Source organism: Actinomadura rugatobispora, assembly GCF_055379765.1.
Genome location: NZ_AP029191.1, coordinates 6,343,529 through 6,369,773 on the forward strand (window position 1 = coordinate 6,343,529; position 26,245 = coordinate 6,369,773).

General features: G+C 74.1%; 22 protein-coding genes. 15 read left to right on the forward strand and 7 right to left on the reverse strand.

Going from position 1 to position 26,245, the window contains the following annotated elements; translation table 11 throughout:
- Positions 1 to 9: 9 nt before the first annotated feature.
- Both ACZ466_RS28445 and cofD read right to left on the reverse strand, forming a co-directional pair.
- Complete coding sequence (locus ACZ466_RS28445) at positions 10 to 1,338, reverse strand: coenzyme F420-0:L-glutamate ligase (RefSeq protein ID WP_378292535.1); 1,329 nt, start codon at positions 1,336 to 1,338, stop codon at positions 10 to 12.
- Between the two features lie 17 nt (positions 1,339 to 1,355).
- A complete protein-coding gene (gene cofD / locus ACZ466_RS28450) occupies positions 1,356 to 2,303 on the reverse strand; it encodes a 2-phospho-L-lactate transferase (protein ID WP_378292530.1) in 948 nt (315 codons plus the stop codon).
- A gap of 182 nt (positions 2,304 to 2,485) precedes the next feature.
- Between cofD and ACZ466_RS28455 the strand changes: the two genes are divergently transcribed.
- From ACZ466_RS28455 to ACZ466_RS28470, 4 genes are all read left to right on the forward strand, one after another.
- Positions 2,486 to 3,463: a hypothetical protein gene (locus tag ACZ466_RS28455; protein WP_378292528.1), complete on the forward strand. Its 978-nt coding sequence runs from the start codon at positions 2,486 to 2,488 to the stop codon at positions 3,461 to 3,463.
- Positions 3,464 to 3,730: 267 nt separating this feature from the next.
- Complete coding sequence (locus ACZ466_RS28460) at positions 3,731 to 3,997, forward strand: WhiB family transcriptional regulator (protein ID WP_378292526.1); 267 nt, start codon at positions 3,731 to 3,733, stop codon at positions 3,995 to 3,997.
- A 156-nt stretch (positions 3,998 to 4,153) separates the two neighbouring features.
- A complete protein-coding gene (locus ACZ466_RS28465; protein ID WP_464041727.1) occupies positions 4,154 to 7,597 on the forward strand; it encodes a glycosyltransferase in 3,444 nt (1,147 codons plus the stop codon).
- Entirely contained in the window at positions 7,594 to 9,045 is a 1,452-nt protein-coding gene (locus ACZ466_RS28470) for a DUF5719 family protein (protein WP_378292522.1), read from the forward strand. Before ACZ466_RS28465 ends, ACZ466_RS28470 begins: the two co-directional genes overlap by 4 nt.
- 101 nt (positions 9,046 to 9,146) lie before the next feature.
- Here ACZ466_RS28470 and ACZ466_RS28475 read toward each other — a convergent pair whose 3' ends face one another.
- Entirely contained in the window at positions 9,147 to 9,575 is a 429-nt protein-coding gene (locus ACZ466_RS28475; protein WP_378292520.1) for a metallopeptidase family protein, read from the reverse strand.
- 180 nt (positions 9,576 to 9,755) lie between these two features.
- Here ACZ466_RS28475 and ACZ466_RS28480 point away from each other — a divergent pair, with 180 nt between their 5' ends.
- The 7 genes from ACZ466_RS28480 to ACZ466_RS28510 all read left to right on the forward strand — a co-directional run bounded on the left by ACZ466_RS28480 (position 9,756) and on the right by ACZ466_RS28510 (position 17,257).
- Complete coding sequence (locus tag ACZ466_RS28480; RefSeq protein WP_378292518.1) at positions 9,756 to 10,133, forward strand: DUF3499 domain-containing protein; 378 nt, start codon at positions 9,756 to 9,758, stop codon at positions 10,131 to 10,133.
- A gap of 136 nt (positions 10,134 to 10,269) precedes the next feature.
- Entirely contained in the window at positions 10,270 to 11,619 is a 1,350-nt protein-coding gene (locus tag ACZ466_RS28485) for a phosphomannomutase/phosphoglucomutase (RefSeq protein WP_378292516.1), read from the forward strand.
- Positions 11,616 to 11,798 (forward strand): Trm112 family protein, encoded by a 183-nt coding sequence (locus ACZ466_RS28490; protein ID WP_433485805.1) that lies wholly within the window; start codon positions 11,616 to 11,618, stop codon positions 11,796 to 11,798. Before ACZ466_RS28485 ends, ACZ466_RS28490 begins: the two co-directional genes overlap by 4 nt.
- Positions 11,799 to 12,228: 430 nt before the next feature.
- Positions 12,229 to 13,377, forward strand: coding sequence for an SIS domain-containing protein (locus ACZ466_RS28495; protein ID WP_378289534.1), 1,149 nt, complete (start codon positions 12,229 to 12,231; stop codon positions 13,375 to 13,377).
- On the forward strand, positions 13,378 to 14,343 hold the full coding sequence (locus ACZ466_RS28500; protein ID WP_378289532.1) for a cation diffusion facilitator family transporter: 966 nt from the start codon (positions 13,378 to 13,380) through the stop codon (positions 14,341 to 14,343).
- 535 nt (positions 14,344 to 14,878) lie between these two features.
- Positions 14,879 to 16,471 (forward strand): sensor histidine kinase, encoded by a 1,593-nt coding sequence (locus ACZ466_RS28505; protein ID WP_378289530.1) that lies wholly within the window; start codon positions 14,879 to 14,881, stop codon positions 16,469 to 16,471.
- A gap of 99 nt (positions 16,472 to 16,570) precedes the next feature.
- Positions 16,571 to 17,257 carry a response regulator transcription factor gene (locus ACZ466_RS28510; RefSeq protein WP_378289528.1) on the forward strand — a complete coding sequence of 229 codons (687 nt, stop codon included), beginning with the start codon at positions 16,571 to 16,573 and terminating at the stop codon, positions 17,255 to 17,257.
- Between the two features lie 25 nt (positions 17,258 to 17,282).
- Here ACZ466_RS28510 and ACZ466_RS28515 read toward each other — a convergent pair whose 3' ends face one another.
- Positions 17,283 to 17,642 (reverse strand): MerR family transcriptional regulator, encoded by a 360-nt coding sequence (locus tag ACZ466_RS28515; RefSeq protein WP_378289526.1) that lies wholly within the window; start codon positions 17,640 to 17,642, stop codon positions 17,283 to 17,285.
- A 153-nt stretch (positions 17,643 to 17,795) separates the two neighbouring features.
- On the opposite strand from ACZ466_RS28515, the gene ahcY (ACZ466_RS28520) reads away from it, so the two are divergent.
- The 3 genes from ahcY (ACZ466_RS28520) (at position 17,796) to ACZ466_RS28530 (ending at position 21,385) form a co-directional block, all read left to right on the forward strand.
- Positions 17,796 to 19,226, forward strand: coding sequence for an adenosylhomocysteinase (ahcY, locus tag ACZ466_RS28520; protein ID WP_378289524.1), 1,431 nt, complete (start codon positions 17,796 to 17,798; stop codon positions 19,224 to 19,226).
- 318 nt (positions 19,227 to 19,544) lie between these two features.
- A complete protein-coding gene (ahcY, locus tag ACZ466_RS28525; protein ID WP_378289522.1) occupies positions 19,545 to 20,804 on the forward strand; it encodes an adenosylhomocysteinase in 1,260 nt (419 codons plus the stop codon).
- Positions 20,804 to 21,385 carry a hypothetical protein gene (locus ACZ466_RS28530; protein ID WP_378289520.1) on the forward strand — a complete coding sequence of 194 codons (582 nt, stop codon included), beginning with the start codon at positions 20,804 to 20,806 and terminating at the stop codon, positions 21,383 to 21,385. The genes ahcY (ACZ466_RS28525) and ACZ466_RS28530 overlap by 1 nt, the downstream gene beginning before the upstream one ends.
- On the opposite strand, the gene ACZ466_RS28535 is transcribed toward ACZ466_RS28530, so the two are convergent.
- Positions 21,386 to 22,444 carry an RDD family protein gene (locus ACZ466_RS28535; protein ID WP_378289518.1) on the reverse strand — a complete coding sequence of 353 codons (1,059 nt, stop codon included), beginning with the start codon at positions 22,442 to 22,444 and terminating at the stop codon, positions 21,386 to 21,388.
- Between the two features lie 266 nt (positions 22,445 to 22,710).
- Here ACZ466_RS28535 and ACZ466_RS28540 point away from each other — a divergent pair, with 266 nt between their 5' ends.
- Complete coding sequence (locus tag ACZ466_RS28540; RefSeq protein WP_378289516.1) at positions 22,711 to 23,706, forward strand: stage II sporulation protein M; 996 nt, start codon at positions 22,711 to 22,713, stop codon at positions 23,704 to 23,706.
- Between the two features lie 249 nt (positions 23,707 to 23,955).
- Here the strand turns inward: ACZ466_RS28540 and ACZ466_RS28545 are convergent, their stop codons facing one another.
- Both ACZ466_RS28545 and ACZ466_RS28550 read right to left on the reverse strand, forming a co-directional pair.
- Complete coding sequence (locus tag ACZ466_RS28545) at positions 23,956 to 25,248, reverse strand: DUF58 domain-containing protein (protein ID WP_378289513.1); 1,293 nt, start codon at positions 25,246 to 25,248, stop codon at positions 23,956 to 23,958.
- A 36-nt stretch (positions 25,249 to 25,284) separates the two neighbouring features.
- The gene (locus ACZ466_RS28550; RefSeq protein WP_378289538.1) at positions 25,285 to 26,208 is read right to left on the reverse strand and encodes an AAA family ATPase; all 924 of its coding nucleotides are present in this window, start codon (positions 26,206 to 26,208) and stop codon (positions 25,285 to 25,287) included.
- Between the last annotated feature and the right edge of the window lie 37 nt (positions 26,209 to 26,245).

Below are 26,245 nucleotides of genomic sequence, written 5' to 3' on the forward strand. Positions count from 1 at the left end.
ACGGCGCGTTCAGCGGACCTCGATGAAGGCGTCCGGGGCGCGCGGCGGGCGCTGCCGCGGCGGCGCGGCGGCGTGCCCGACGCCCACGGCGCCCATCGGGTCCCACGCGTCCGGCAGGCCGAGCACGTCCCGGACCACCTCGCGGCAGAACATCGTGCTGGACACCCAGCACGAGCCCAGCCCCTCCACCGCCAGCGCGACCAGCAGGTTCTGCACCCCGGCGCCGGTGGCGACCACGAACATCTCGCGCTCGGCCGCCGCCCGCCGGGCGTCGGGGTAGTCGTGCGAGCCGTCCATGACCAGGCACGGGACCACCAGGTACGGGGCGCGGCGCAGCACCTCGCCGCGCCGCAGCCGCCGGGCGACCGACTCCTCGGAGAACCCGTCGCGGCGCAGGTCGGCCTCCCAGGCGTCGCGCATCGCGTCCAGCAGCCGGGTCCGCGACTCCGCCGACTCCAGCAGCACGAACCGCCACGGGGTGGTGTGGTGCGGCGCGGGCGCGGTGATCGCGGCGGCGACGGCCCGGCGGACCGCCTCCGGGTCGACCGGCTCGGCGGTGAACTCGCGGATCGTCCGGCGCGCGTGCAGCACCTCGGCCGAGCCGAACCGGAACATGTCCTCGTCGGGCGGCCGCACCAGCTCGCGCGCGCCCGGCCCGTCGTCCTCGGTGACCAGCGCGCCCAGCCCGCGCACCACCGCGACCGGGACCCCGTCCAGCTTGCCCTTGACCAGCTCGGCCGCCGCGGCGATCTCGTCGGCGACGGCGGTGACCGTCGCCTCCAGGCGGTTGCCGTACGTGTCGTCCTGGCCCCGGAAGTCGTGCAGCGGGGCCAGCCCGGCCGCGCCGATCGCCGCGTCGATCAGCCCCATCCGCCAGGGCCGCCCGAGGGTGTCGGAGACCAGCACCGCGACGTTCAGGCCGAGGTGCTCGCGCAGCGCGGCGCGGATCCGGCGGGCCGAGGCGTCGGAGTCCTCGGGCAGCAGCAGCACGGTGCCCGGCTTGGTGTTGGACGCGTCCACCCCGGCGGCGGCCAGGACCAGGCCCTGCCGGGTCTCCACGATCCGCGTCTCGCCGCGCGCGTGCGTCCGGCGGGCCACCACCCGCACGGTCTCGGCGTCGATCGCCTTCTCCCGGTCGTCGGCGACCAGGACACGGCCCTCCGCCTTGCTGACGATCTTGGAGGTGACGACCAGGACGTCGCCGTCCGCCAGCGTCCCGGCGGGCGCCGCGTCCGCGACCAGCGCCGCGATGTCGGCGCCCTCGGTCACCTCGGGCAGCCCGGGGATCCCGAAGATCCGCAGGCCGTCGGGTCCGACGGGGGAGTTCGACTCGCTCATGCCCTGCCCTTCACCGCTCACGCGAGCTCCTGGGCCAGGTCGAGGGCCGCGCGCGCGATCGCGGCCGTGGCGTCGGCATCGCTCATCAGCAGCGGCCTGGCCCGCACCGCGATCCCCTCCGGGCCCTTGTCCGCGACGTCCGCGTCGGCCTCGTCGACCAGCCAGCCGTCCAGCAGATCGGCGCCGTAGTGCGCGGCCACCGCGCGGGCGCTGGTCTCCACCCCGATCGCGGTCAGGCACGCGTCCGCCATGCCCCGCACCGGCGCGCCCCCGATGATCGGCGACACCCCCACCACGGTCTTGGCGGCGACCGCCTCCCTGATGCCGGGGACCGCCAGGATCGTGCCGATGCTCACCACCGGGTTGGACGGCGGAAACAGCACCGCGTCGGCCTCCTCCAGCGCCTCCAGCACGCCCGGCGCGGGCTTGGCGTCCTCCGCCCCGACCGCGGCGATCGACCGCGCCGGGAGCGAGGCGCGCAGCCGCACCCACCACTCCTGGAAGTGGATCGCGCGCCGCCCGCGCTCCGGATCGTCCACCACCACGTGCGTCTCGACCTGGTCGTCGGTCATCGGGATCAGCCGCACGCCCGGCTTCCACCGGTCGCACAGCGCCTCGGTCACCGCCGACAGCGGGTAGCCCGCCTCCAGCATCTGCGTCCGGACGATGTGCGTCGCGAAGTCGCGGTCGCCCAGCCCGAACCAGTTCGGCCCCACGCCGTAGGCGAGCAGCTCCTCCTTCACCGTGAAGGTCTCGGCCGCCCGGCCCCAGCCCTGCTCCTCGTTGATGCCGCCGCCCAGGGTGTACATCACCGTGTCCAGGTCGGGGCATACGCGCAGGCCGAACAGGGAGATGTCGTCCCCGGTGTTGCCGATCACGGTGATGTCCGCGTCCGGGCGGGCCCGCCGCAGCCCGCGCAGGAACCGGGCCCCGCCGATGCCCCCGGCCAACGTAACGATCTTCATGCTGTGCATCCGTTTCGACTCGCGCCGTGTTGCCCGTTCAGCCTATGGGGTGCCGCGACCTGCGCCCGGCGGAGTGCCTCGGACGGTAGACCGCCCGTGGCAGGGGGAAGAGACTAGGAGGGACGGGGTGTGCGAAGCTTTGCGCACCGAATCCGAATGTCTGCCACGGGAGAGATGACGCCGTGAACAAGGAAGCCGTCCACCGCCTGCGGGAACCGGCCGCCTGGGTATTGCTCGCCTCGGCGGGGGTGCAATTGTTCGCCGGCATCATCGCCCTGTTCGCCGGCGGCGGCGCCGAGTCCCCCGGGTTCAAGTACCGCGCGTACATCGAGATCACCGGGGGCTTCTTCACCCAGGTCGCGGTGATCGGCCTGCTCGCGCTGGCGGTGGCGCTGGTCGCGCTCGGCCCGGCGCCGACCAAGCAGGCCCGCAACATCGTCATGGGGGCGCTGGGCGTCCTCGGCGGCATCGCGCTGTTCGGCGTCATCTGCTGGCTTGGCTCGCTGCTCGTCGACTCCGCGTACGCGGGCGGCGGGATGAAGCTGGCGGTCTTCCTGTCCGGCGCGGGACGGCTCGCCGTCATCGGCGTCGCCGGCTGGTTCGTCTTCACGGTCTTCCAGGCGCTGCAGCCCGCGCGGCCGCAGCCGCAGGCACAGGCGCCCGCGGGCGGCTACCCCGACTTCGGCTACCAGCAGGGCCAGCAGCAGTTCGGCCAGCCGCACGAGCAGCAGCAGTTCGGCCAGCCCCAGGCCCAGCCCCAGGCCCAGCCGCAGGGCCAGCAGCAGTTCGGGCAGCCCCAGGAGCAGCAGCAGTTCGGCCAGCCCCAGCAGCCGTACCAGCAGCAGGGCTACCAGCAGGCCCCGCAGCAGACCCCGCAGCAGGGCTACGGCCAGCAGTTCGGCCAGCCGCAGGCCCCGCAGCCCCAGCAGCCTCCCCAGGACTACCAGGCGCCCCAGCCCGGCCAGACCCAGCCCGCGCCGCCGCAGTACGGCCAGGGCGGCTACCAGCAGCCCGGCGGCGAGGAGGAGGTCGGCGACTGGACCCGCGCGTACGGCGGCTCGGGTTCCGCCGACCAGGGCCACGGGCAGCCCGGCGGGTCCAAGGGCGAGCAGCGCGACGAGGGCGGCGACTGGTACCGGGACAACCGCCCGCCCCAGTGATCTTCGACGCGTGATCTTCGGCGCGTTCCACCACCGACCGGCCCGATGATCGCTCACACGCATGTTCCCGGCGTTTAACTGATCTCCGGTCAAAGCCGCTCTCGCCCAAACCGCGAATAACCATCCTTGCCCCCCTGGAAACCCGTTCCGCTTGACGGAGTGGGCGCTACACGCGTGTAATTTCGTGGGTGTAGTTCTATGCCTTCTCGGGGGATGGAGCTGAGGGAAGGCATTGACCAGGGGGCTCCACGGGCTAGGAGGTGCGCTGTGAGCGAGGTAGTGATCCCGCTGGCGCACGGCACAGACGGTGACGAAGAGTTGGGCTGGCAGGAGCGCGCACTGTGCGCGCAGACGGACCCGGAGGCTTTCTTTCCGGAGAAGGGCGGCTCCACTCGCGAGGCCAAGAAGGTGTGCCGCGCATGCGAGGTAAGGGCGGAGTGCCTGGAGTACGCGCTCCAGCACGACGAACGTTTCGGCATCTGGGGCGGTCTTTCCGAACGGGAGCGCCGCAAGCTGAAGCGTCAGGCCGTCTGACGCGAACGGCGCCCGCGCCGGGGATCTGGGGGGATCCAGGGCGCGCGGGGGCCGCCGCGCGTACAGTTGTCAGCCGTGCCGGCCGGATTGGCCGGCACGGCTGACGTTTTCCGACCCACCAGGAACCCACACGAACCCCACAGATCGAGCGGACCCTTGTCGCCCACACTCGATCGCCACGTCGTCACGGCGGTCCTCGTCGCCCACGACGGCGCGCGATGGCTCCCCGAGACGCTGAAGGCGCTGCTGACCCAGACCCGGCCCGTGCAACGCCTGGTCACCGCCGACACCGGAAGCCTGGACCGCGGCACCGCCGTGCTCACCGAGGTCGTCGGCGCCGGCAACATGGTCACCCTGCCCCGCACCACCGGCTACGGCGAGGCCGTCGCGGAGGCGCTGCGCCACCCGGCCGCGTCGCTGCCCGTGCCGCCGCCCGACGACCTGCCCGACGAGGGCCGCACCGAGTGGGTCTGGCTGCTGCACGACGACTCCGCGCCCGCCCAGGACGCCCTGGCGCAGCTGCTGCGGGTCGCCGACTCCGACCCCAACGCCGCCGTCCTCGGCCCCAAGCTCCGCGACTGGAACGACCGGCGGACGCTGCGCGAGCTCGGCGTGGCCATGGACGGCGCCGGCCGCCGCGAGACCGGCCTGGACCGGCACGAGTTCGACCAGGGCCAGCACGACGGCGTCCGCGACGTGATGGCGGTCTCCAGCGCGGGCATGCTGGTGCGCCGCGACGTGTGGGAGCGGCTCGGCGGCTTCGACGTCGAGTTCGGCCTCTTCCGCGACGACATCGACTTCTGCTGGCGGGCGCACGCCGCCGGGCACCGGGTGGTCGTGGTCAGCGACGCGGTGCTGCACCACGCCGAGGCGTCCTGGCGCGGCGTCCGCGAGATCGGGATGACCGCCGAGTCCCGGCGCCGCCGCGACCGCCGCAACGCCCTCTACGCGCTGCTGGCCAACCTGCCGCTGCCCGCGATGCTGCGCGCCCTGCTGCGCAACATCTGGACGACCCTCACCCGGGTCCTGTTCCTGCTGGCCGTCAAGCGTCCCGAGGCCGCCCGCGACGAACTGGCCGCGCTCGGCGGCGTGCTGCGGCACCCGGGGCGCCTGCGGCGCGCCCGCGCGGCCCGCGCGGAGGGCCGCAAGCGCGTCCACCGGAGCATGCGGCGCTTCCAGCCGCGCCGGGTCGCGCTGCGCCGCTTCGTGGAGGCCGCCGCCGGACGGGTCGCGGCCCGCGGCGGCCGCCGCCACGACGCCGACGACGAGCCGCCCCGCGACGAGGGCCCGGGCCTGGTCCGGCGGATCCTGGCCCGCCCCGGCGTCATCGTCGTGCTCGCGCTGGCCGCGGTGGCCGTGGCCGCCGAACGCTCGCTGCTCACGGCGGCCGGGCGGCTGGGCGGCGGCGCGCTGGTCCCCGCCTGGGGCGGCGCGAGCGACCTGTGGGCCCAGTACCTCGCGGGCTGGCATCCGGTCGGGCTCGGCTCCGACGCGGGAAGCCCGCCGTACGTGGCCGTCCTGGCGGCGCTGTCCACGCTGCTGCTCGGCAAGCCGTGGCTGGTGGTGACGATCCTGCTGCTGGGCAGCGTGCCGCTGGCCGGGCTGACCGCCTACCACGCCTCCCGGACCCTGGTGGCGGCGCCGGCCCGCACCGGCCGCCGCGCCGTCGCGCACGGCCCGCGCGTCCCCGTCTGGGCGGTGCGGATGTGGTTCGCCGCCGTGTACGCGCTGCTGCCCGCGGCCACCGGCGCCATCGCCGGCGGCCGCCTCGGCACCGCCGTGGTGATCGTGCTGCTGCCGCTGATCGCCGTGCAGACCGCCCGGATGCTCGGGCTGCCGCGCTCGGCCGCCCGCCGCGCCGGTCAGCGCGCCGGCCGAGGCCGCCCCGACCCGCGCCGCGCCGGGCGCGCGGCCTGGACGGTCGCGCTGCTCCTCACGATCGCGATGGCCTTCGTCCCGCTGATCTGGCTGCTCGCCCTGATCACGGGCGTGGTCACCTGGAACCTGTTCGGCGGCACGGCCGGGGCGGGCGGGCGCCTGGCCGGCGGGCGGGCCCGCCGCCACCTGGCCATCGCGCTGGCCGTCCCGCCGCTGCTGCTCCTGCCCTGGACGCTGGGCCTGATCCTGCACCCGTCCCGGTTCCTGCTGGAGGCGGGCCTGCACACCCCGGTCACCCCGGTCGCCACCGCCCGCGACCTGCTGGCGCTGGACCCCGGCGGCCCCGGCACCCCGGCGCGCTGGACGTTGTACGGGCTGCTGCTGGTCGCGCTGTGCGCGCTGCCGCTGCGCAGCCGCCGCACCACCGTGCTGGCCGGCTGGATGCTGGCGATCTTCGGGCTGCTGGCCGCGATCCTGACCGGCATGGCCACAGTCACCAAGGGCGCCGACGAGGCCGCCGTGTGGCCGGGCGTGACGCTGGCCGTCGCCGGCGCCGGGGTGCTGCTGGCCGCCACCGCCGCGGTGCAGCGCGCCGTGGACGTGCTCGCCGGGCGGCACCTGACCTACCGGGTCGCCGGGGCCCTGGTGGTGCTGGCCGCGCTGACCGCTCCCGCGCTGGCCGCGTTCGGCTGGATCGCCGGGGGCGCCGCCGGGCCGCTCGGGCGCACCGACCCCGACGCCGTGCCCGCGTTCGTGAACGGCTCCGCGGGGGAACGCACCCTGGTCGTGCGCCGCGAACCCACCGGCCGGGTCGCCTACACGGTCCTGCGCGGCGTCGAGCCGATGCTGGGCGAGTCCGAGACCCCCGTGAACGACGAGGCGCGCCGCCGGATGGACGACCTGGTCGCCGGGCTGGCCGGAGGGCGGGCGGGCGGCGGCCGGGCGCTGACCCGGATGGGCGTCCAGTACGTCCTGGTGCCGCGGCCGGCGCGCGACGACCTGACCCGTGTCCTGGACGCCACCCCGGAGCTGTCGCGGCTGAGCCGCACCGACTCCTTCGGGGTGTGGCGGCTGCCGGCCCCGGCCGGGCGCCTGATGCTGCTGGACGGCCAGAACGCCACGCCGCTCGACACCGGCCCCGGTGGGACCGACGTCAGCGTCCGGATCCCCGCGGGCAGGACCGAGCGCACCCTGCTGCTGGCCGAGCCCGCCGACGGCGGCTGGCGCGCGGCCCTGGACGGCCGCGAGGTCCGGTCCCGGACCCTGGACGGCTGGGCGCAGGCGTACCGGATCCCGGCCGCCGGAGGGCAGTTCGAGCTCACGCGCGGCATGTGGACGCGGCACGGCTGGGTGACCGTCCAGGCGGCGGCGGTGCTGCTGGTCATCGTCCTCGCCCTCCCCGGGGCGCGTCCCGAGGCGCTGGACGCGGCGGCGACCAGGGCCGGCGGCCACGGCCGCGTCCGCGGGCGCAGAGCCCGCGTCGCCGCCGGGGGCCTGGCCCGCCGAGCCGCTGCCGGGGCGGAACGCCGCACCGGCGCCCTGCGCGCCCGCATCCGCCACACCGGCGATACCTCTCCCGAAAGCACCCCTGACGCGCCCGCCGATGACCCCACGCCGGAACCCGTCACGGTGAACGGCACGCCGGACGACCCGGCGGACGCCCCGGCGGCCGGGCCGGTGGTCCGGAAGGACGCGGCCACGGTGCCGGAGGAGCGCCCGTGAACCTGGACCGGATCGTCCGCCTGCTCGGGCTGCGCTATGCCACCGCCGCCCTCGTGCTGCTCGCACTGGCCGCGCTGTACGGCGCGGCGTCCCTCTCCCGTCCCGCCGACCGGGCCACGGCCGCCGACACCGGCCGGGCCGACCCCGTCCGATCCGCGGTGTCGGTCTGCCCGGGCCGGGAGGGCACTCGGCTGACCCTGCAGAGCGCCAAGACCGCCCGTACGGGTGGACGCGCCGACGTCGTCCAGGCCCCCGACGGCTCCGGGATCGGCTCGCTCACCACTCCCGGTGGCGGCTGGAGCAAGGACCTGGCCCAGTCCAAGGACTCCTACACCGTGTGGGCCCACGGCGCCATGGCGGCCGGTCTGGAGGCCGAGCAGACCACCCACTGGCCCGGGGGCAAGGACAGGGGCCTGGCGGGGCTGCGCTGCGCCCGTCCAGGCACCGACCTGTGGTTCCTGGGGCCCGGGCCCGTCGCCGCCGAGAGCGTCCAACTGCACCTCACCAACGTCGACGCCCAGCCCGCGACCGTCGACGTCACGGCCCTCTCCGGCGAAGGCCCCCTCGACACCGCCGACGGGCGCGGCACTCCCGTGCCGCCGTACAGCACCAAGGTCGTGACCGTCGGCGAGTCCGCCGAGGGGCTCGGCGACATCGTGAAGACCGCCGCCGACCTCGGGCTGCGGGTGCGGGCCACCACCGGCCGGGTCGCCGCCTCCCTGCGGGTGCGGATCGCCGAGGGCAAGGGCATCGAATGGGTGCCGCTCTCACCCGCGCCGGGCACCTCGCTGATCGTCCCCGGCGTGCCGGGCGGCGAGGGGCGGCGGCGGCTGCTGGTCGCCGTCCCCGACCAGGAGGACGCCACCGTCAAGGTCCAGGTCATCACCCAGAACGGCGCGTTCGCACCCCAGGGCCAGGACACCGTCGACGCCCCGGCAGGCACCGTCACCGCCGTCGACCTCGACCGCGCCCTCGGCGGCAAGCCCGCCGCCGTGCGGCTGCGCTCCGACCGCCCGATCCTGGCCGGGTACGCCGCCGAGCGCGGCGCCGACGTCGCCTACGGCACCGCCACCCCCGCGCTGGAGGGCGAGGGCTTCGGCGTGGTGTCCGACAACCGGTTCGACTCCACGATCTCGCTCACCGCCCCGCACGGCGCCGCCGCCGTACGGATCACCCCGATCGGCCCGCAGGGCCCCGGCACGCCGCAGGACGTCGCCGTGCCGTCCGACCGCACCGTGGAAGTGGCCCTCAAGGCGCCCAGCGGCGGCGAGAAGGGCTACGGCGCGCTGATCCAACCCAGGCCAGGATCGGGGCCCGTCCACGCCGCACGGATCCAATCGACGGGCAAGGACGAGGACCTGCTCCTCACAGCCCTGCCGATCACGCCCGCCCTCACCGCGCTGCGGCTGCCGTCGGTGGGCGACGGCCAGGGCGCGCTCCTCCCATAAAGGGATCAGTAACACTCTGAGGGGGCGCCCCCTCGGACTCCCCGGCAAGAGCGGACTGACCGTCACCCTCCACTCCGCCGGCGCTCCGCTCCGGGTGCCGGTCAGTCGTCGGGGGAGTCGTAGCTGGGATCCACCGACTCGGGCGACAGGCCCAGCAGATCGGCGATCTCCTCCACCAGCAGGTCGCGGATCAGGCGGCCGGTCTCGCGCTCCCCGGCGGCCCGCGCCTCCACCGGACGGCGGAAGATCACGATGCGCACCGGGCGGCCCCCGGTGCCGGGCCGGGTCTGGCCTAGGGGCACCGGCCCGTCGAACCAGGGCTCGACCGGCGGGACCTCCTCGACCGCGAACTCGACCCTGGCCAGCTCGCGCCCCCAACGCCGGCCGAGCCGGCGGACCTCGTCGCGGACGAGGTCGTCGAAGCGCTCCGCCCGGGTGCGGGAGACCGGCGCCTGCGGGGGCGTCAGAGGACCACGGAGGCCACGACCGTGCCGGTCGCGGCGTCGTACGCCTGCCACACGGGATCGCACGCCGTCCACATTACCCCGCCCGGCCCGTCCCGCGACCGGGCCGCGCCGGTGAGGTGCCGGCGACCCAGCGCGGCCCCCGCGGCACGGAATGTGATCCTTCCAAAGGAATTAGGCCGGTAACGGCGACACGTGCACGCGGGTGGTGGCGGACTCGGCGGCAGCGGGGTACGGTCGGCCATCGTGAGCCCCGTCCGCATCTGCTCCCGCACCGCCTGCAAGGCGACCGCAGTCTTCACGCTCACGTACGTCTACCGCGACTCGACGGCGGTCCTGGGGCCGCTCGCGACCTATGCCGAGCCGCACTGCTACGACCTGTGCGCGGAGCATTCCGAGCGGCTCACCGCCCCCATGGGCTGGGAGCTGGTGAGGCTCCCGGTCGAGGAGGAGACCGAGCCGAGCGCGGACGACCTGGAGGCCCTCGCCGACGCCGTCCGCGAGGCCGCCAGGCCCGCTCCCGGCGGCCCGGAGCCCGTGGGCCAGGGCACCGAGGTGGGCCGCCGCGGCCATCTGCGGGTGCTCCGCTCCGAGCCCGCGGGGACGCAGCCCGGCCAGGAGTGACCCTCTCCGCGCGCCCGCGGCCCGCCTTCTGCGAAGATATCCACAGCCCCCGGTGCGCGGCCCGGCCTGCCTCTGGTCCCGGTAGGCTCTGGGCTTCGCAGCTTCGCACGGCGTCCGCGATGACAAGGGAGCAGGAGTGGGCGACCTCGCCAAGATCTTCAAGGCGTACGACATCCGCGGCGTGGTGCCGGATGAGCTCGACGAGGAGACCGCCGAGGCGATCGGCGCCGCCTTCGTCCGGGTGACCGGGGCCACCGCCGTCGTCACCGCCCACGACATGCGGGCCTCCTCGGGCCCGCTGGCGGCGGCGTTCGCGCGCGGCGCCACCGGCCAGGGCGCCGACGTGGTGGAGGCCGGGCTCGGCTCCACCGACATGCTCTACTACGCCAGCGGCGTGCTCGACCTGCCGGGGGCGATGTTCACCGCCAGCCACAACCCGGCCCGCTACAACGGCCTCAAGCTGTGCCGCTCGGGGGCCAGGCCGATCGGCCGCGACACCGGCCTCACCGAGATCCGCGAGCTCGTCGAGCGGGGCGTCCCCGCCCACGACGGCGCGCCCGGCACCCTCTCCCAGCGCGACCTCCTCAAGGGGTACGCCGACCACCTCAAGACCCTGGTCGACCTGTCGGGCATCCGCCCGCTCAAGGTGGTCGTGGACGCGGGCAACGGCATGGGCGGCCACACCGTCCCGGTGGTGTTCGAGGGCCTCCCGGTCGACCTGGTGCCGCTGTACTTCGAGCTGGACGGCACCTTCCCCAACCACGAGGCCAACCCGATCGAGCCCGAGAACCTGCGCGACCTGCAGGCCAAGGTGCGCGAGACCGGCGCCGACATCGGCCTGGCCTTCGACGGCGACGCCGACCGCTGCTTCGCGGTGGACGAGCGCGGCGAGATCGTGTCCCCGTCGGCGATCACGGCGCTGGTGGCGGTGCGGGAGCTGGCCAAGCACCCCGGCTCCTCGATCGTGCACAACCTGATCACGTCCCGTGCGGTGCCGGAGATCGTCACCGAGCACGGCGGCGCGCCGGTCCGCACCCGGGTGGGGCACTCGTTCATCAAGCAGACGATGGCCGAGACCGGCGCGGTGTTCGGCGGCGAGCACTCCGCCCACTTCTACTTCCGCGACTTCTGGTTCGCCGACTCGGGGATGCTGGCCGCGCTGCACGTGCTGGCCGCCCTCGGCGGGCAGGACCGGCCGCTGTCGGAGCTGCTGGCCGAGTACGTCCGGTACGCCGCCTCCGGCGAGATCAACAGCGAGGTGGCCGACCAGGACGCCTCGATCGCGCAGGTCCGCGCCGCCTTCGAGGGGCGGCCCGGGGTGAGCGTCGACGAGCTCGACGGCATGACCGTGAGCACCGGCGACTGGTGGTTCAACCTGCGGCCCTCCAACACCGAGCCGCTGCTGCGCCTCAACGCGGAGGCCGCCGACGAGCAGACCGTGGACGGGATCCGCGACGAGGTCCTGGCCATCGTGAGGGGGAAGTGAGCATGAAGCTGGACGGCTGGCTGCTGGAGATCCTGGCCTGCCCCAACTGCGGCGGCGAGCTGCGCGCCGAGGACGCCGACTCCGAGCTGGTCTGCACCGGCTCGTGCGGCTACGCCTACCCGGTGCGCGACGACATCCCCGTCCTCTTGGTCGACGAGGCCCGGACCCCGGCCCCGTGAGGGAGCCGCAGGGGCGCCGCACCGCCTGGACTGAGGAGCCTGCGACGAGGGAAGGCGGTGCGTCGGGGCGTCCCGGAGGCGACCGGGGAGCACGGTGGGAGCCGCAGGGGCGCCGCACCGCCTGGACTGAGGAGCCTGCGACGAGGGAAGGCGGTGCGTCGGGGCGTCCCGGAGGCGACCGGGGAGCACGGTGGGAGCCGCAGGGGCGCCGCACCGCCTGGACTGAGGAGCCTGCGACGAGGGAAGGCGGTGCGTCGGGGCGTCCCGGAGGCGACCGGGGAGCACGGTGGGAGCCGCAGGGGCGCCGCACCGCCTGGACTGAGGAGCCTGCGACGAGGGAAGGCGGTGCGTCGGGGCGTCCCGGAGGCGACCGGGGAGCACGGTGGGAGCCGCAGGGGCGCCGCACCGCCCTGGCTGAGGCGGTGCGGTGATGGGCGGCGTCGACCCGACCCGGCTCGACGAGCCGGAGGCGATCGAGTCGGCCGACCCGGGCGGCATGCTGCGGCAGGTGGCCTCGTCGGCGGCGCAGATCCGGGAGGCCCGGCGGCTGGCCGCCGAGGCGCGCGTCGACGCGGTCGCCGAGGACGGGCGGCCGCGCGCGATCGTGGTGACCGGGATGGGCGGCTCGGGGATCTCCGGGGACGTGCTGGCCGCGGTCTGCGGCGCGGGCTGCCCGGTGCCGATCGTGACCGTCCGGGGCTACCGGCTGCCGGGCTGGGTGGGCGCGGCCGACGTGGTCATGGCCGTGTCGTGCTCGGGCGGCACCGAGGAGACCCTCGCCGTGGCGGCGGAGGCGGCCCGGCGCGGGTGCCGGATGGTGTTCGTGGGCGGCGCCGAGTCGCCGCTGGCGGGGCTGGCCGAGCGCAGCCGCGGGCTGTTCGTGCCGGTGCGTTCGGTGGGCCAGCCGCGTTCGACGCTGTGGGGGCTGACCGTTCCGCTGCTGCTGGCGGCCCGGGCGCTGGGGCTGACCGACGTGCGCGACGAGGTGCTGGAGTCGGCGGCCGAGCGGCTGGAGGAGGTCGCCCACCGGTGCCGTCCGGCCAGCGAGTCGTTCGTGAACCCGGCCAAGCGGGCCGCGCTCGATCTCATGGGCGACGTGCCGCTGGTGTGGGGGACGTCCCAGCTGGCGGGCACGGCGGCGTACCGGTTCTGCTGCCAGCTCAACGAGAACGCCAAGTACCCGGGGGTCTACGGCGAGCTGCCGGAGGCCGGGCACAACCAGGTGGTGGCGTTCGACGGGTTCTTCGCCGCCGGCGGCCGCCCGGCCGCCGACGCCGACGACGCCGACGACTTCTTCCGCGACCGGGCCGAGGAGTCCGAGCACGGGCTCCATCTGGTGGTGCTGCGCGACGGCGACGAGCATCCGCAGGTGGCCAGGCGCCGGGAGGTGGCGGTCGAGCTCGCCAGGGGGCGCGGTGTGGCGATCACCGAGATCCCGGCCGAGGGCGACCATCCGCTGGAAAGAATCGCGACAATGATCGCGCTGGCGGACTACATCACGGTTTACTTGGCTATCGCGCTGGGGGTCGATCCCACTCCCGTCACGGCCATCCAAGAGCTCAAAGCGAGGATTTCGTAGATGAGTGCAGAAGGCGGAACCAAGGCGATCGTCGCCGCGCTGGCCGCCAACCTCGGAATCGCCACCGCCAAGTTCGTCGCGTTCGGCTTCACGGGCTCCTCGTCGATGCTGGCCGAGGGCATCCACTCCCTGGCCGACTCGGGCAACCAGGGCCTGCTGCTGGTCGGCAAGAAGCGGTCCGAGCGCCGCCGCACCCCGCGGCACCCGTTCGGCTATGGCCGGGAGCGCTACTTCTACGCGTTCGTGGTGGCGGTGGTGCTGTTCACCGTCGGCGCCGTCTTCTCGCTGTACGAGGGCTACCACAAGATCCATGAGGCGATCGAGCACCCGGGCGCCAAGATGGACTCGCCCGCCTGGGCGTTCGGCGTGCTGATCGCGGCGATCATCATGGAGACGTTCTCGTTCCGCACCGCCATCGTGGAGTCCAACCGCGTCCGCGGCGAGCAGTCGTGGTGGCAGTTCATCCGCCGGGCCAAGGCCCCCGAGCTGCCGGTGGTCCTGCTGGAGGACCTGGGCGCGCTGGTCGGCCTGATCCTGGCGCTGGGCGGTGTGACCATGGCGGTCGTCACCGGCGACCTGGTGTGGGACGGCGTCGGCACCGTCTGCATCGGCGTGCTGCTGGCCTCCATCGCGATCATCCTGGCGGTCGAGACCAAGAGCCTGCTCATCGGCGAGGGCGCCGACCCCGAGCAGGAGGAGCGCATCATCGGGGCGCTGGAGTCGGTGGACGAGGTCGACCACGTCATGCACATCCGCACCCAGTACGTCGGCCCGGAGGAGATGCTGATCGCCGCCAAGATCGCGGTGCATCACGACGACACGGCGGCGGACGTGGCGCGCGGCATCGACGCGGCCGAGGCGAAGATCCGCGCCCAGTTCCCCGAGGCCCGGCTGATCTACCTGGAGCCGGCCCTGGACGAGGCCGACCTGAAGAGCCCCGCCCCCGAAACCCCTGCCACCTCCTGAGCAAGGCACCGGCTCGCGGATCCGTCCGCCGTCCCCTGACCGCCCCCGGAACGTCCCCCGGAAAAGCGAAAGCCCCCGGAAGATCCGGAGGCGGTCAGGCGGATGGTGGTCTGCGGGCCACGCGAGAGATCGCCGCGATCGGCGGAAGGCGGGGCCATCGGAGTCCGATGGCGGCTCGTGAGCGGGAGGGCGGCTTCCCCGCCGATCGGCCGTTGTACCGGTCGACCCCAGCCCAGGCTTGACCGGCCGTGCCTCTGCGAAGCACACCGGACGGTCGACCGGCGAGGCGCCTTCCCATGCTCCCCGCCCGGACCCCTGAAGCCGGGCGGTTCTGGCGTGACCGTGGCGGCTCCGCCGAACCCCCTAGGTCGGTGGGGCCACCGGCTCGATCACGATTAAGACAGTACGTCCCCGCTGGTCCGCCGCACGTCCCCCCAGAGGAGGGAAACGATGTCGTCCTCGAGGGGGATACAGGCCGGGCGCATAACACCGCACGGTGAGGTGACAAGGGCCGTGCAGCGGTCAGTATTGAGTGGTGACCAGCGACGACCACTCCCAGACCGCGCCGCCCCGTGACCGGGGGACGCCGAGCGGGTTCGGGCCGGCGGTCGCCCACCACGCGTGGCGGCTGTCGGGCCGGATCGTGGCGGGCGTGGGCCAGCTGCTGCTGTGGATCCTGACCGGGATCGGACGGCTGCTCAAGCCGCTCGGGACGGGGATCGCCGGCAGGCTGACCGGGCGCCGCGCCCAGCAGCAGCAGCCCGACGGGCGCACCCGGATCGCCTCGACCACCCAGACGGCGCCGCTGCCGCGGTGGATCAACGCCTGGAGCGAGTTCCGCCAGGCGTGGTACTTCGCGCCCCTCACCGGGCTCGCGCTGACCATCGCCGCGCTCGCCGAGCTCGCGCCGCAGGTGGACACGCCGCTGAGCGTGGCGGGCGGGTTCGCGGTGGCGGCCACGCTGCCGCTGGTGTGGCGGCGGGAGAACCTGCGGCCGGTGGCCGCCGTGGCGCTCGGCGCGTTCGCCGCCAGCCTCCTCACCGGCCAGGCCCTCCTGGTGACGACCGCGTTCGCCGCCCTCTACACGCTGTACACGCTGGCCCGGCAGCTGCCCCGGCAGTCGGCGGGCGCGCTCGCGGTGGGCGGGCTCGTGACGATCGCGGTGGTCTACCTGTCCACCGGCACCCTCGACGACATCCCCTGGCCGGCCGCCGTCGTCGCCGTGCTGGCGGCCGTCGGGCTGGGCGACGCGCGCCGGGTGGTGGAGACGGCGGGACGCACCCGGGCCGAGGCGGACGAGCGCAACACCGAGACGCTGACCAGGCTGACCGCCGTCCAGCGGGAGCAGGCGGTGATGCGCGAGCGCGCCCGGATCGCCCGGGAGCTGCACGACGTGGTGGCGCACTCGGTCTCGATGATCGCGGTGCAGGCGGAGACCGCGCCGTACACGATGCAGAACCTCTCGCCGGAGGCCCGCGACGGCTACACCGAGATCGCCAAGACGGCCCGCGAGGCGCTGGTGGAGATGCGGCGGCTGCTGAGCGTGCTGCGGGCCGACGCGAAGGCCGAGCCCGAGTCGGCACCGCAGCCCCGGCTGGACCGGCTGCCCGAGCTGGTCGAGCAGCACCGCGGCGCGGGCGGCCGGGTGGACATGCAGGTGCGGGGCGATCCGCGGACGCTGTCGACCACGGTGGAGCTGTCGGCGTACCGGATCGTCCAGGAGGCGCTGACCAACGCGCGGCGGCACGCGCCGGGCGCGGGGGTCAGGGTGGAGCTGACCTACCTGCCCGACCGGCTGGCGGTGCGCGTCCTCGACGACGGCGCCTCCGCGCCCACCATGGTCCTGAACCGGGACGGGACGCCGTCCCGTACGGCGGTACTGGATCCCCCGGGCGCCGGAACCGGTCAGGCAGGGCGAACTCGCCTGGAAACCCCGTCCTCGGGCGTTCCGGACGGCGGACATGGCCTCGTGGGGATGCGGGAACGTGCGACCATGCTGGGCGGACGGTTCTCCGCCGGCCCGGCCGCCGAGGGCGGGTTCGTGGTGGAGGCCGAGCTTCCGCTGACGAGGGAGGAGACCCCCACCCGTGAACCCGGTTCGCAGGCGCCGCCGCACGGTCGTCCCTGAGCCCGCCCTTCCCCTGGGCGTCCGGGAGGCCCTCCCCCCGGACACGGTGGGGACGGCCCGTGCCGGACGGCGGTCCGGCGCCCGTCACGGGGGGCCGGTGTGATCAAGGTTCTGATCGTCGACGACCAGACGATCGTGCGGGCCGGATTCGCCGCCCTGCTGGACGCCCAGGAGGACATCTCGGTGGTCGGGGAGGCGGGCGACGGCCGGGAGGCGGTGCGGCTGGCCGAGTCCCGGCGGCCGGACGTCGTGGTGATGGACATCCGGATGCCCGGGATGGACGGCATCGAGGCCACCCGGCGCATCCTGGCCCAGCCCGGCGCCGAGGGCGTCCGCGTCCTGGTGCTGACCACCTTCGACGTGGACGAGTACGTCTACGACGCGCTGGCCGTGGGCGCCAGCGGCTTCCTGCTGAAGGACGCCACCGCCGACGAGCTGGTCTCGGCCGTGCGGGTCGTGGCGCGCGGCGACTCGCTGCTGGCCCCGCAGGTCACCGGGCGGCTCATCCGCGAGTTCACCAAGCAGCGCCGCAACCGTCCGCAGGCGCCGTCGGAGCTGGCGACGCTGACGGCGCGGGAGACCGAGGTGCTGGTGCTGATCGCGGGCGGCCTGTCCAACGGGGAGATCGCCGCGCGGCTGGTGGTGAGCGAGCACACGGTGAAGACGCACGTGGCCCGGGTGTTCACCAAGCTGAGCCTGCGCGACCGGGCGCAGGCGGTGATGCTGGCGTACGAGTCCGGGGTGGTGGTCCCGGGCGAGAACGAGGCCCGCCGCCCGCCCGTCTGACGGGCGGAGCCGTCCCGCCGCCCGTTCAGCGGGGGCGGGGGCGCTGCCGCTGCTGGAGGAGGCGCAGCGCCTTCTCCTTCTCGAAGTCCAGGGCGCGGGTGGGCGGGGCGGAGAGCCTGCCGATGCGCTCGCCGAGTTCGCGGACGCGGGCCTGGGCGTCCGGCTCGGCCAGGACGCGGAGGCCGAAGGCCAGCTCGGCCGGGCCGATGTCGAAGCGTTTCTCCAGGGCGAGCGCGAGCGCCACGGCGCGCAGCTCGGCGTCGCCGAAGCGGCGGTGCCCGCCCGCGGGGGCGTCGCGCGTGGCGGGGAGCAGCCCGAGGCTCTCCCGGTAGCGGAGCATGCGGGGCGAGGTGCCGAGACGGCGGGCGGCCTCCGTGATGCGCATAGGGTGATTCTGACAAATCTGTGTCAGAAAGTCAGCTCCGGCCGTGCCTTCCGGGCCGGGCCGGGCCTAGACTCGCGGGCAGACCCGGACCGCCCGCGCTCGCGGGACCTGCGGCGGGCGCCGACCCCAGTGGACACGAGGAGTTACGCAAGCATGGATTACAAGGTCGCCGACCTGTCGCTGGCCGACTTCGGGCGCCGGGAGATCCGGCTCGCCGAGCACGAGATGCCGGGGCTGATGGCCGTACGCGCCGAGTACGCCGAGGCGAAGCCGCTGCGCGGGGCCAAGATCATGGGCTCGCTGCACATGACCATCCAGACCGCGGTGCTGATCGAGACGCTGGTGGAGCTCGGCGCCGACGTCCGCTGGGTGTCCTGCAACATCTTCTCCACCCAGGACCACGCCGCCGCGGCCGTCGTCGTCGGCAAGGACGGCACCGCCGACGCCCTCAAGGGCGTCCCCGTGTTCGCCTGGAAGGGCGAGACGCTGGAGGAGTACTGGTGGTGCACCGACCAGGCCCTCCAGTGGCCGGACGGCACGGGCCCGAACATGATCCTCGACGACGGCGGCGACGCCACCCTGCTCGTCCACAAGGGCGCCGAGTACGAGAAGGCCGGGGCCGTCCCCACCGCCACCGCCGAGGACCCCGAGGAGTGGGGGATCATCCTCGACACCCTGCGCCGCACCATCGCGGAGAAGGACGGCCGCTGGACGGCGGCCGCCGCCGAGATCAAGGGCGTGACCGAGGAGACCACCACCGGCGTGCACCGTCTCTACGAGATGGCCAAGGCCGGCACCCTGGCGTTCCCGGCGATCAACGTCAACGACTCGGTCACCAAGTCCAAGTTCGACAACAAGTACGGCTGCCGGCACAGCGTGATCGACGGCCTGAACCGGGCCACCGACGTCCTGATCGGCGGCAAGGTCGCGCTGGTCGCCGGCTACGGCGACGTCGGCAAGGGCGTGGCCGAGGCGCTCAAGGGCCAGGGCGCCCGCGTGATCGTCACCGAGATCGACCCGATCTGCGCGCTCCAGGCCGCGATGGACGGCTTCCAGGTGAGCACGCTGGACGACGTCGTCGACACGGTCGACATCTTCGTCACCACGACCGGCAACTTCAACATCATCCGCGCCGACCACATGGAGCGGATGAAGCACCAGGCGATCGTGTCGAACATCGGGCACTTCGACAACGAGATCGACATGGCCGGGCTGGCCAAGATCGCCGGCATCGAGAAGATCGAGATCAAGCCGCAGGTGCACGAGTGGCGGTTCCCGGACGGGCACTCGATCATCGTCCTGGCCGAGGGCCGGCTGATGAACCTGGGCTGCGCCACCGGCCACCCCTCGTTCGTCATGTCCAACTCCTTCACCAACCAGGTCATCGCGCAGATCGAGCTGTTCACCAAGACCGAGGAGTACCCGGTCGGCGTGTACGTGCTGCCCAAGCACCTGGACGAGAAGGTCGCGCGGCTGCACCTGGACGCCCTCGGCGTCAAGCTGACCGAGCTCACCAAGGAGCAGGCCGCCTACATCGGCGTCCACGTCGAAGGCCCCTACAAGCCCGACCACTACCGCTACTGAGTTCATTGGTCGCCCTGCGGCGTCGGGCGTTGGACGCCCTCCTTCTCCGGGCGACGCGCGATCGCTGCTGTGTTTATTGGTCGCCCTGCGGCGTCGGGCGTTGGACGCCCTCCTTCTCCGGGCGACGCTGCGATCGCTGCATCGCTTCGACTCGCCTGGCGGCTCGCTGCGCGATCGGTTTCTCGCAGGCTCGAAACCGGCTTCGCACGCGATCGCGGCGGTTGAGGCCGCCGGGGGTTGAGGCAGGGCGGCTGAGGTAGATGGGACACTGCCGGACAGGGGTTTACGGCCTGTCCGGCAGTTGTTCGTTTAAGGATCATGGTGAGCGATATTGCGGACGCCTCGCTGGCGTACGAGGGCGTCAAGCGGATCGAGTGGGCCGACCGGACCATGCCGGTGCTCCGGCAGATCCGCGAGCGGTTCACGGCTGAGCGGCCGCTGGACGGGCTCCGGGTCGCGGCGTGCATGCACGTCACCACCGAGACCGCCAACCTGATCCGGACGCTCCAGGCGGGCGGGGCGAGCGTGGCGCTGGCGGCGTCCAACCCGCTGTCCACGCAGGACGACACCGCCGCGGCGCTCGTCCAGGAGTACGGGGCCGAGGTGTTCGCGCGGTCCGGCACCGACCGGGAGGGCTACTACCGGCACATCCACCAGGCCCTGGAGACCGGGCCGGACCTGGTGCTGGACGACGGCTGCGACCTGGTCAACACGCTGCACATCGAGCGGACCGACCTGCTCGGCACGGTCAAGGGCGGCTGCGAGGAGACCACCACCGGGGTCATCCGGCTGCACCAGATGGCCCGGGAGGGCGTGCTGCGCTTCCCGATGGTGGCGGTGAACGACACCGACACCAAGCACATGTTCGACAACCGGTACGGCACCGGGCAGTCCACGCTGGACGGCATCGTCCGGGCCACCAACACGCTGCTGGCCGGGAAGACGGTGGTGATCGCCGGGTTCGGGTACTGCGGGCGCGGCCTGGCCGAGCGGGCGCGCGGCCTGGGCTCCCGGGTGGTCGTCACCGAGATCGATCCGGTGAAGGCGCTGGACGCGGCGCTGCAGGGCTTCTCCGTCCAGCCGATGGCGGAGGCGGCGGCACACGGCGACGTGTTCATCACGGTCACCGGCAACCGGGACGTGATCGGCGGCGAGCACCTGCGGGTGATGAAGGACGGAGCGATCCTCGCCAACTCGGGGCACTTCGACATCGAGATCGACGTGCGGGCGCTGGCCGAGCTGTCGGTGGAGGTGCACCGGGGGGTGCGCCCGCAGGCCGACGAGTACGTCCTGGCCGACGGGCGGCGGCTGGTGCTGCTGGCCGAGGGGCGGCTGGTCAACCTGGCGGCGGCGGAGGGGCATCCGGCGGCGGTGATGGACATGTCGTTCGCCGACCAGGCCCTCACGTGCGCGTGGCTGGCCGCCGAGCACGCGACGCTGGAACCGGCCGTGCACGAGGTCCCGAAGGCGATCGACACCGAGGTGGCCCGGCTCAAGCTGGCCTCGATGGCGATCTCCATCGACACCCTCACCGCCGAGCAGGAGGACTACCTGCACTCCTGGCGGATCGGCTCCTAGTGCCGCGCGGAACCTACCTGCATCTCGACGGCGACCTCGAAGAGCGCTTCCAGTGCGCGCCCGGCGCCGGCGGCTGGCGGTACGTGGGGGAGCGGTCCGACGGGCTGCGCGTGGACCTGGTGGTGGACTCGCGGTGGCGGCAGATCCGGGTGGAGTTCGTGAGCGCCGGGTGGTGGATCCGCGGCGGTGTCACGGGCCGCGACCTGGTCTGGGTGCGGGGCGGCGGCTCCGAGGCGGCCGAGCGCGCGGTGCGCGCCGTGGGGTTCCTGGGGGAGTCGCCGGGCTTCCTGGTGGCCGTGTCGCGGACGCTGGGGCTGGCGGCGGGGGAGCACGCCGACGTCCGGCTCGTCCAGGTCACGGGGACGGCCCTGTCCGCGCTCACCGTCGACCGGCGCTGGCGGCTGGCGGAGGTGACGCCGTACGACACCGAGACCGGGCCGCTGCCCGTGGCGCGGTACGAGGTGGCCGACCTCGCCACGGGCGAGGGCCAGGAGATCCATCTGGCCGGGGACGTCGTCCTGAACGCCCCGGGCATCGAGCTGGCCGAGCTGGAGAGTCCGCCCAACCTGGCCCTTCCCTGATCAGCGCTGCTCGGGCGGGGGCGGCGCCGTGTTGTACGCCCCCTGCTGGGGCCACCCGCCGGTCGGCGGCCCGTACTGGCCGGGCGGAGGCGCGGTCAGGACCTGCTGGTACGGCCCCGCGCCGTAGTTGGGCGGGGGCAGGAACCGGGGCTGTCCCGGCACCGGGGCGCTGAACGGCGGCGGCGCGGGCGGCCCCTGCCGTACCGGAGCCGCCGGAGGACCCCCGGCCATCGCCATCACCGGCACGGGAGCGGCGGCCTGCCCGGTGTTCGGCCACGCGACGCCCAGCTTGCGCATGCGCCGCGCCTGGCGCTGCCAGAGGCGCCACTCCTCCCGGCGGCGCCGTTCGGCCAGCACGGCCGAGATGAAGATCTCCGGGCGCACGCCCGGGGGCGGCGGCGGGCTCACCACCTCGGCGACCTGCGCGGCGATCCGCCGGCCGAGCTCGTCGCGGACCTCGGGGCGCAGCTCCCAGAACCGCGCGAGGTACTGCCGGGCGGTCATCGCCAGCTCGTCCGACAGCATCGAGACCTCCAGCGTGCGGCCCCACTCGGCCAGCTGGGGCGGCATGACGGCCACCGGCCCGTGCATCGCCGAGTGCGGGATCCGCTCCTGGATGACCACCGTCCCGGCGAACACGTCGCCCAGCCGCTTGCCGCGCCGGTTGAACAGCGAGGTGAGCAGCGCGGGCGCCCCGTACAGGACGAAGAACTCCAGGAACCCGGCCAGCGCCCGCACCAGCGCCTGCCGGAACCGGATCGGGCCGCCGTCGTCGGCGACCACCCGCAGCCCCACGGCCAGCTTGCCGAGCGTGCGGCCGCGCGACAGCGTCTCGAACGCGCACGGATACCCGACGAGCACCGCCGCGACCGTCAGGATGCTCAGCCCCACCGCCCACGCCTCGTCGGCGATCAGCGTGGTCATCCCGACGATGTACAGCGCCAGGTTGAGGATCATCATCTGGAAGAACAGGTCCAGAAGGAGGGCGCACCCCCGGCTGGCCAGCCGCGCCACCCGGATGTCGAGCGCCACGGCCTCGCCGGTGACGAGTTGGGTCACGATCCCTCCCTATTTATTGGTCGCCCTTGGCGTCGGGCGTTGAACGCCCTCCTTCGGCGGGCGACGCTGCGATCGCTGCATCGCTTCGACTCGCCTGGCGGCTCGCTGCGCGATCGGTTTCTCGCGGGCTCGAAACCGGCTTCGCACGCGATCGCGGCGGTTGGGGTCGCCGGTGGCTGAGGAGCGATGGCTGGGCTCCCTCCTCGGGAGTGGGGTGCCGGAGTCCATTTTGCCCGCACCGGCGGGCGAGGCGTTAGTCTCGCCGGGTGGACGTCGACGCCTACGTGGCCGCGCACAACGCCGAGTGGCAGCGCCTGGAGCGGCTGATCAACTCCAGCCGGAAGCTGACCGGGGAGGAGATCGACGAGCTGGTCGAGCTCTACCAGCGCACCGCCACCCACCTGTCGGTGGTGCGGTCCAGCTCGCCCGACCCGATGCTGGTGGGCCGGCTGTCGTCGCTGGTGGCCCGGGGCCGCGCCGCGGTCGCGGGGGCGCAGGCGCCGCTGTGGCGGGACGTCTCGCGCTTCGCCACGGTGTCGTTCCCGGCCACCGCGTACCGGATGCGCTGGTGGTGGCTGGGCTGCGCGGTGCTCGGCAACCTGTTCGCCCTCGTCCTGGCGATCTGGGTGGCGCGCAACCCCCAGGTGCAGGCGGCCATCGCCACCCCGCACGAGATCCGCGAGCTGGTCGACCACGACTTCGCCAACTACTACGTCGAGCACTCGGCGGCCTCGTTCGCCTTCCAGGTCTGGATCAACAACGCCTGGGTGTCGGCGGTCGCGCTGATCTTCGGCATCTTGCTCGGCATCCCGACGGTCTACGTGCTGCTGCTCAACCAGGCCAACCTGGGCATCACGGCGGGCCTGATGTTCGCGCACGGCAAGGGCGACATCTTCTTCGGCCTGATCCTGCCGCACGGCCTGCTGGAGCTGACCGCCGTGTACCTGGCGTGCGCCGCCGGGCTCAAACTCGGCTGGACGGTCATCGACCCCGGCCCCCGCCGCCGCGGCCACGCCCTCGCCGAGGAGGGCCGCGCCGCCGTCGGCATCGCCCTCGGCCTGGTCGGCGTGCTGCTGGTATCCGGGCTGATCGAGGGCTTCGTGACCGGCTGGGTGCACACGACCTGGCTGCGCATCGGCATCGGCGTGGTCGCCGAACTGGCCTTCCTCGCCTACGTGATCGTCCTGGGCCGCCGCGCCGTCCGCCAGGGCGAGACCGGCGACGCCGAACTCCGCCCCGACCTCGCCCCGACCAGCGGTTAACCGACCACCGCCACCCAACTCAGCACCTCCAGTTGAACAGGGACGCCAACCGTCTCTCCTCAGCCGCCGGCGACCCCAACCGTTGCGATCGCGTGCGAAGCCGGTTTCGAGCCCGCGAGAAACCGATCGCGCAGCGAGCCGCCAGGCGAGTCGAAGCGATGCAGCGATCGCGCGTCGCCCGGAGAAGGAGGGCGCCCCGCGCCCGACGCCGCAGGGCGACCAATAAACACAGGGCGACCATAAACACAGTCACAGGCGTCCGGCGGCTTTTAGGGCGAGGTAGGCGTCGGCCAGGGCGGGGGCTATCTCTTCTGGGGGTGCGTCGACGACTTCTACGCCGTAGGAGCGGAGTTCGGCGGTGAGGCGGCGGCGGTCGGCGCGGGCGCGTTCGGCGGCGGCGGCGTCGTACACGGAGGCCAGGTCGCCGCGGGTGCCGGCCATCTCGCCGACCCGGGGGTCGCTCACGGCGGCCAGCATGACCAGGTGGCGGGCGGTGAGCTGGGGGAGCAGCGGCAGCAGGCCCTCCTCGATCGCGGCCGGGTTCAGCTCGGTGAGCAGCACGATCAGGCAGCGCTGCCGGACCCGCGACATCAGCGTGGACACCATGCCCGCCGCGTCGCTCTCGATCAGTTCCGGCTCCAGCGGCGCCATCGCCTGCACCATGGCGGGGAGCAGGTCGGTGCGGGAGGCGCTCTCCACCCGGGCGCGGACGCGGCGGTCGTAGGCGAGCAGGTCGACGCGGTCTCCGGCCCGGGACGCGAGCGCGCCCAGCAGCAGCGCTGCGTCCATCGAGCAGTCCAGGCGCGGGATGTCGCCGACCCGGCCGGCGGAGGTGCGGCCGGTGTCGAGGACGAGGTAGAGGCGGCGGTCCCGCTCGGGGCGCCAGGTGCGGACGACGACGTCGGCGCGCCGCGCGGTGGCCCGCCAGTCGATGGACCGGACGTCGTCGCCGTCCACGTACTCCCGCAGCGAGTCGAACTCGGTGCCCTGGCCGCGGATCAGCGCCACGTGCTGGCCGGTGAGCTGGCGCAGCTTGGCCAGCTTGGCGGGCAGGTGGCGGCGGGACGGGAACGCGGGCAGCACCCGGACCGTCCACGGCGCCGGGCGTGACAGCTGGCGGGCGGCCAGGCCGAGCGGCCCGGCCGAGCGCACCGTGACGGTCACGGCCTTGCGGTCGCCGCGCCGGGTGGGCCGCAGTGTGACGTCGGCGCGGCGGCGCTCGCCCGCGGGGACGTCCACCCGCACGGTGCGGGGCGTCGCGCCCGCGCTGGGCGGCCACACGTCGCGGACGACGGCCTTGACGCGGCGTCGCCCGAGGTTCTCCACGACCAGGCCGGCGCGGGCGGTCTCGCCGAGCCGGACGTTGGTGTCGCCGTCGCGGTGCATTTTCAGCGCGCGTACGTTCCCGGCCAGCGCCAGGTCGGCGGCCACGCCCAGCAGCAGCGCGGCCCAGACGCCCAGCAGCGTCCACCAGCTCGGCAGGAAGATCGGCAGGACGGCGCCGAGGAGGGCCAGCAGCCCGAGACGTCCGGTCAGTGCCATGCCGCGCCCCCTTCCTCACGGGTCACGTCGGCCTGCTCAGCGCGGCGCCGGGACGTGGGACAGGATGCCCTCCAGGACGCCGTCGGCGGTGGCGCCCTCCAGCTCGGCCTCGGGGCGCAGCTGGACGCGGTGCCGCAGCGTGGGGCGGGCCAGCGCCTTGACGTCGTCGGGCGTCACGTAGTCGCGGCCCGACATCCACGCCCAGGCCCGGGAGGTCGCCAGCAGCGCGGTGGCGCCGCGCGGGGACACGCCCAGCGCCAGCGACGGGGACTGCCGGGTGGCGCGGCACAGGTCGACGACGTAGGCGGCGACCTTCGGGTCGAGGTGGACGGTGCGGACCGCCTCCCGTCCCGCGGCCAGTTCGTCGGCGCCCGCGACCGGCCTGACGGCCGACAGGTCGCGCGGGTCGAACCCGGTCGCGTGCCGCTGCAGCATCGCGATCTCCTCGTCCCGGGTGGGGACGGGCACGGTCAGCTTGAGCAGGAAGCGGTCGAGCTGGGCCTCGGGCAGCGGGTAGGTGCCCTCGTACTCGATGGGGTTCTGCGTCGCGCAGACCACGAACGGGTCGGGCAGCGGACGCGGCGACCCCTCGACCGAGACCTGCCGCTCCTCCATCGCCTCCAGCAGGGACGCCTGCGTCTTGGGCGGGGTGCGGTTGATCTCGTCGGCCAGCAGCAGGTTGGTGAACACCGGGCCCTCGCGGAACTCGAACTCCGCGGTCCGGTTGTCGTAGATCAGCGAGCCGGTGACGTCGCCGGGCATCAGGTCGGGCGTGAACTGGACCCGCTTGAAGTCCAGGTCGAGCGCCCGCGCCAGGGTGCGGATCATCAGCGTCTTGGCGGTGCCGGGCACGCCCTCCAGCAGCACGTGGCCGCGGCACAGCAGCGAGATGACCAGCCCGGTGACCACCGAGTCCTGGCCGACCACCGTCTTGGCGACCTCGGCGCGCAGCGCGGTCAGGGCGGCGCGGGCGCCCTCGGCGCGGCGCCGGGCCTCC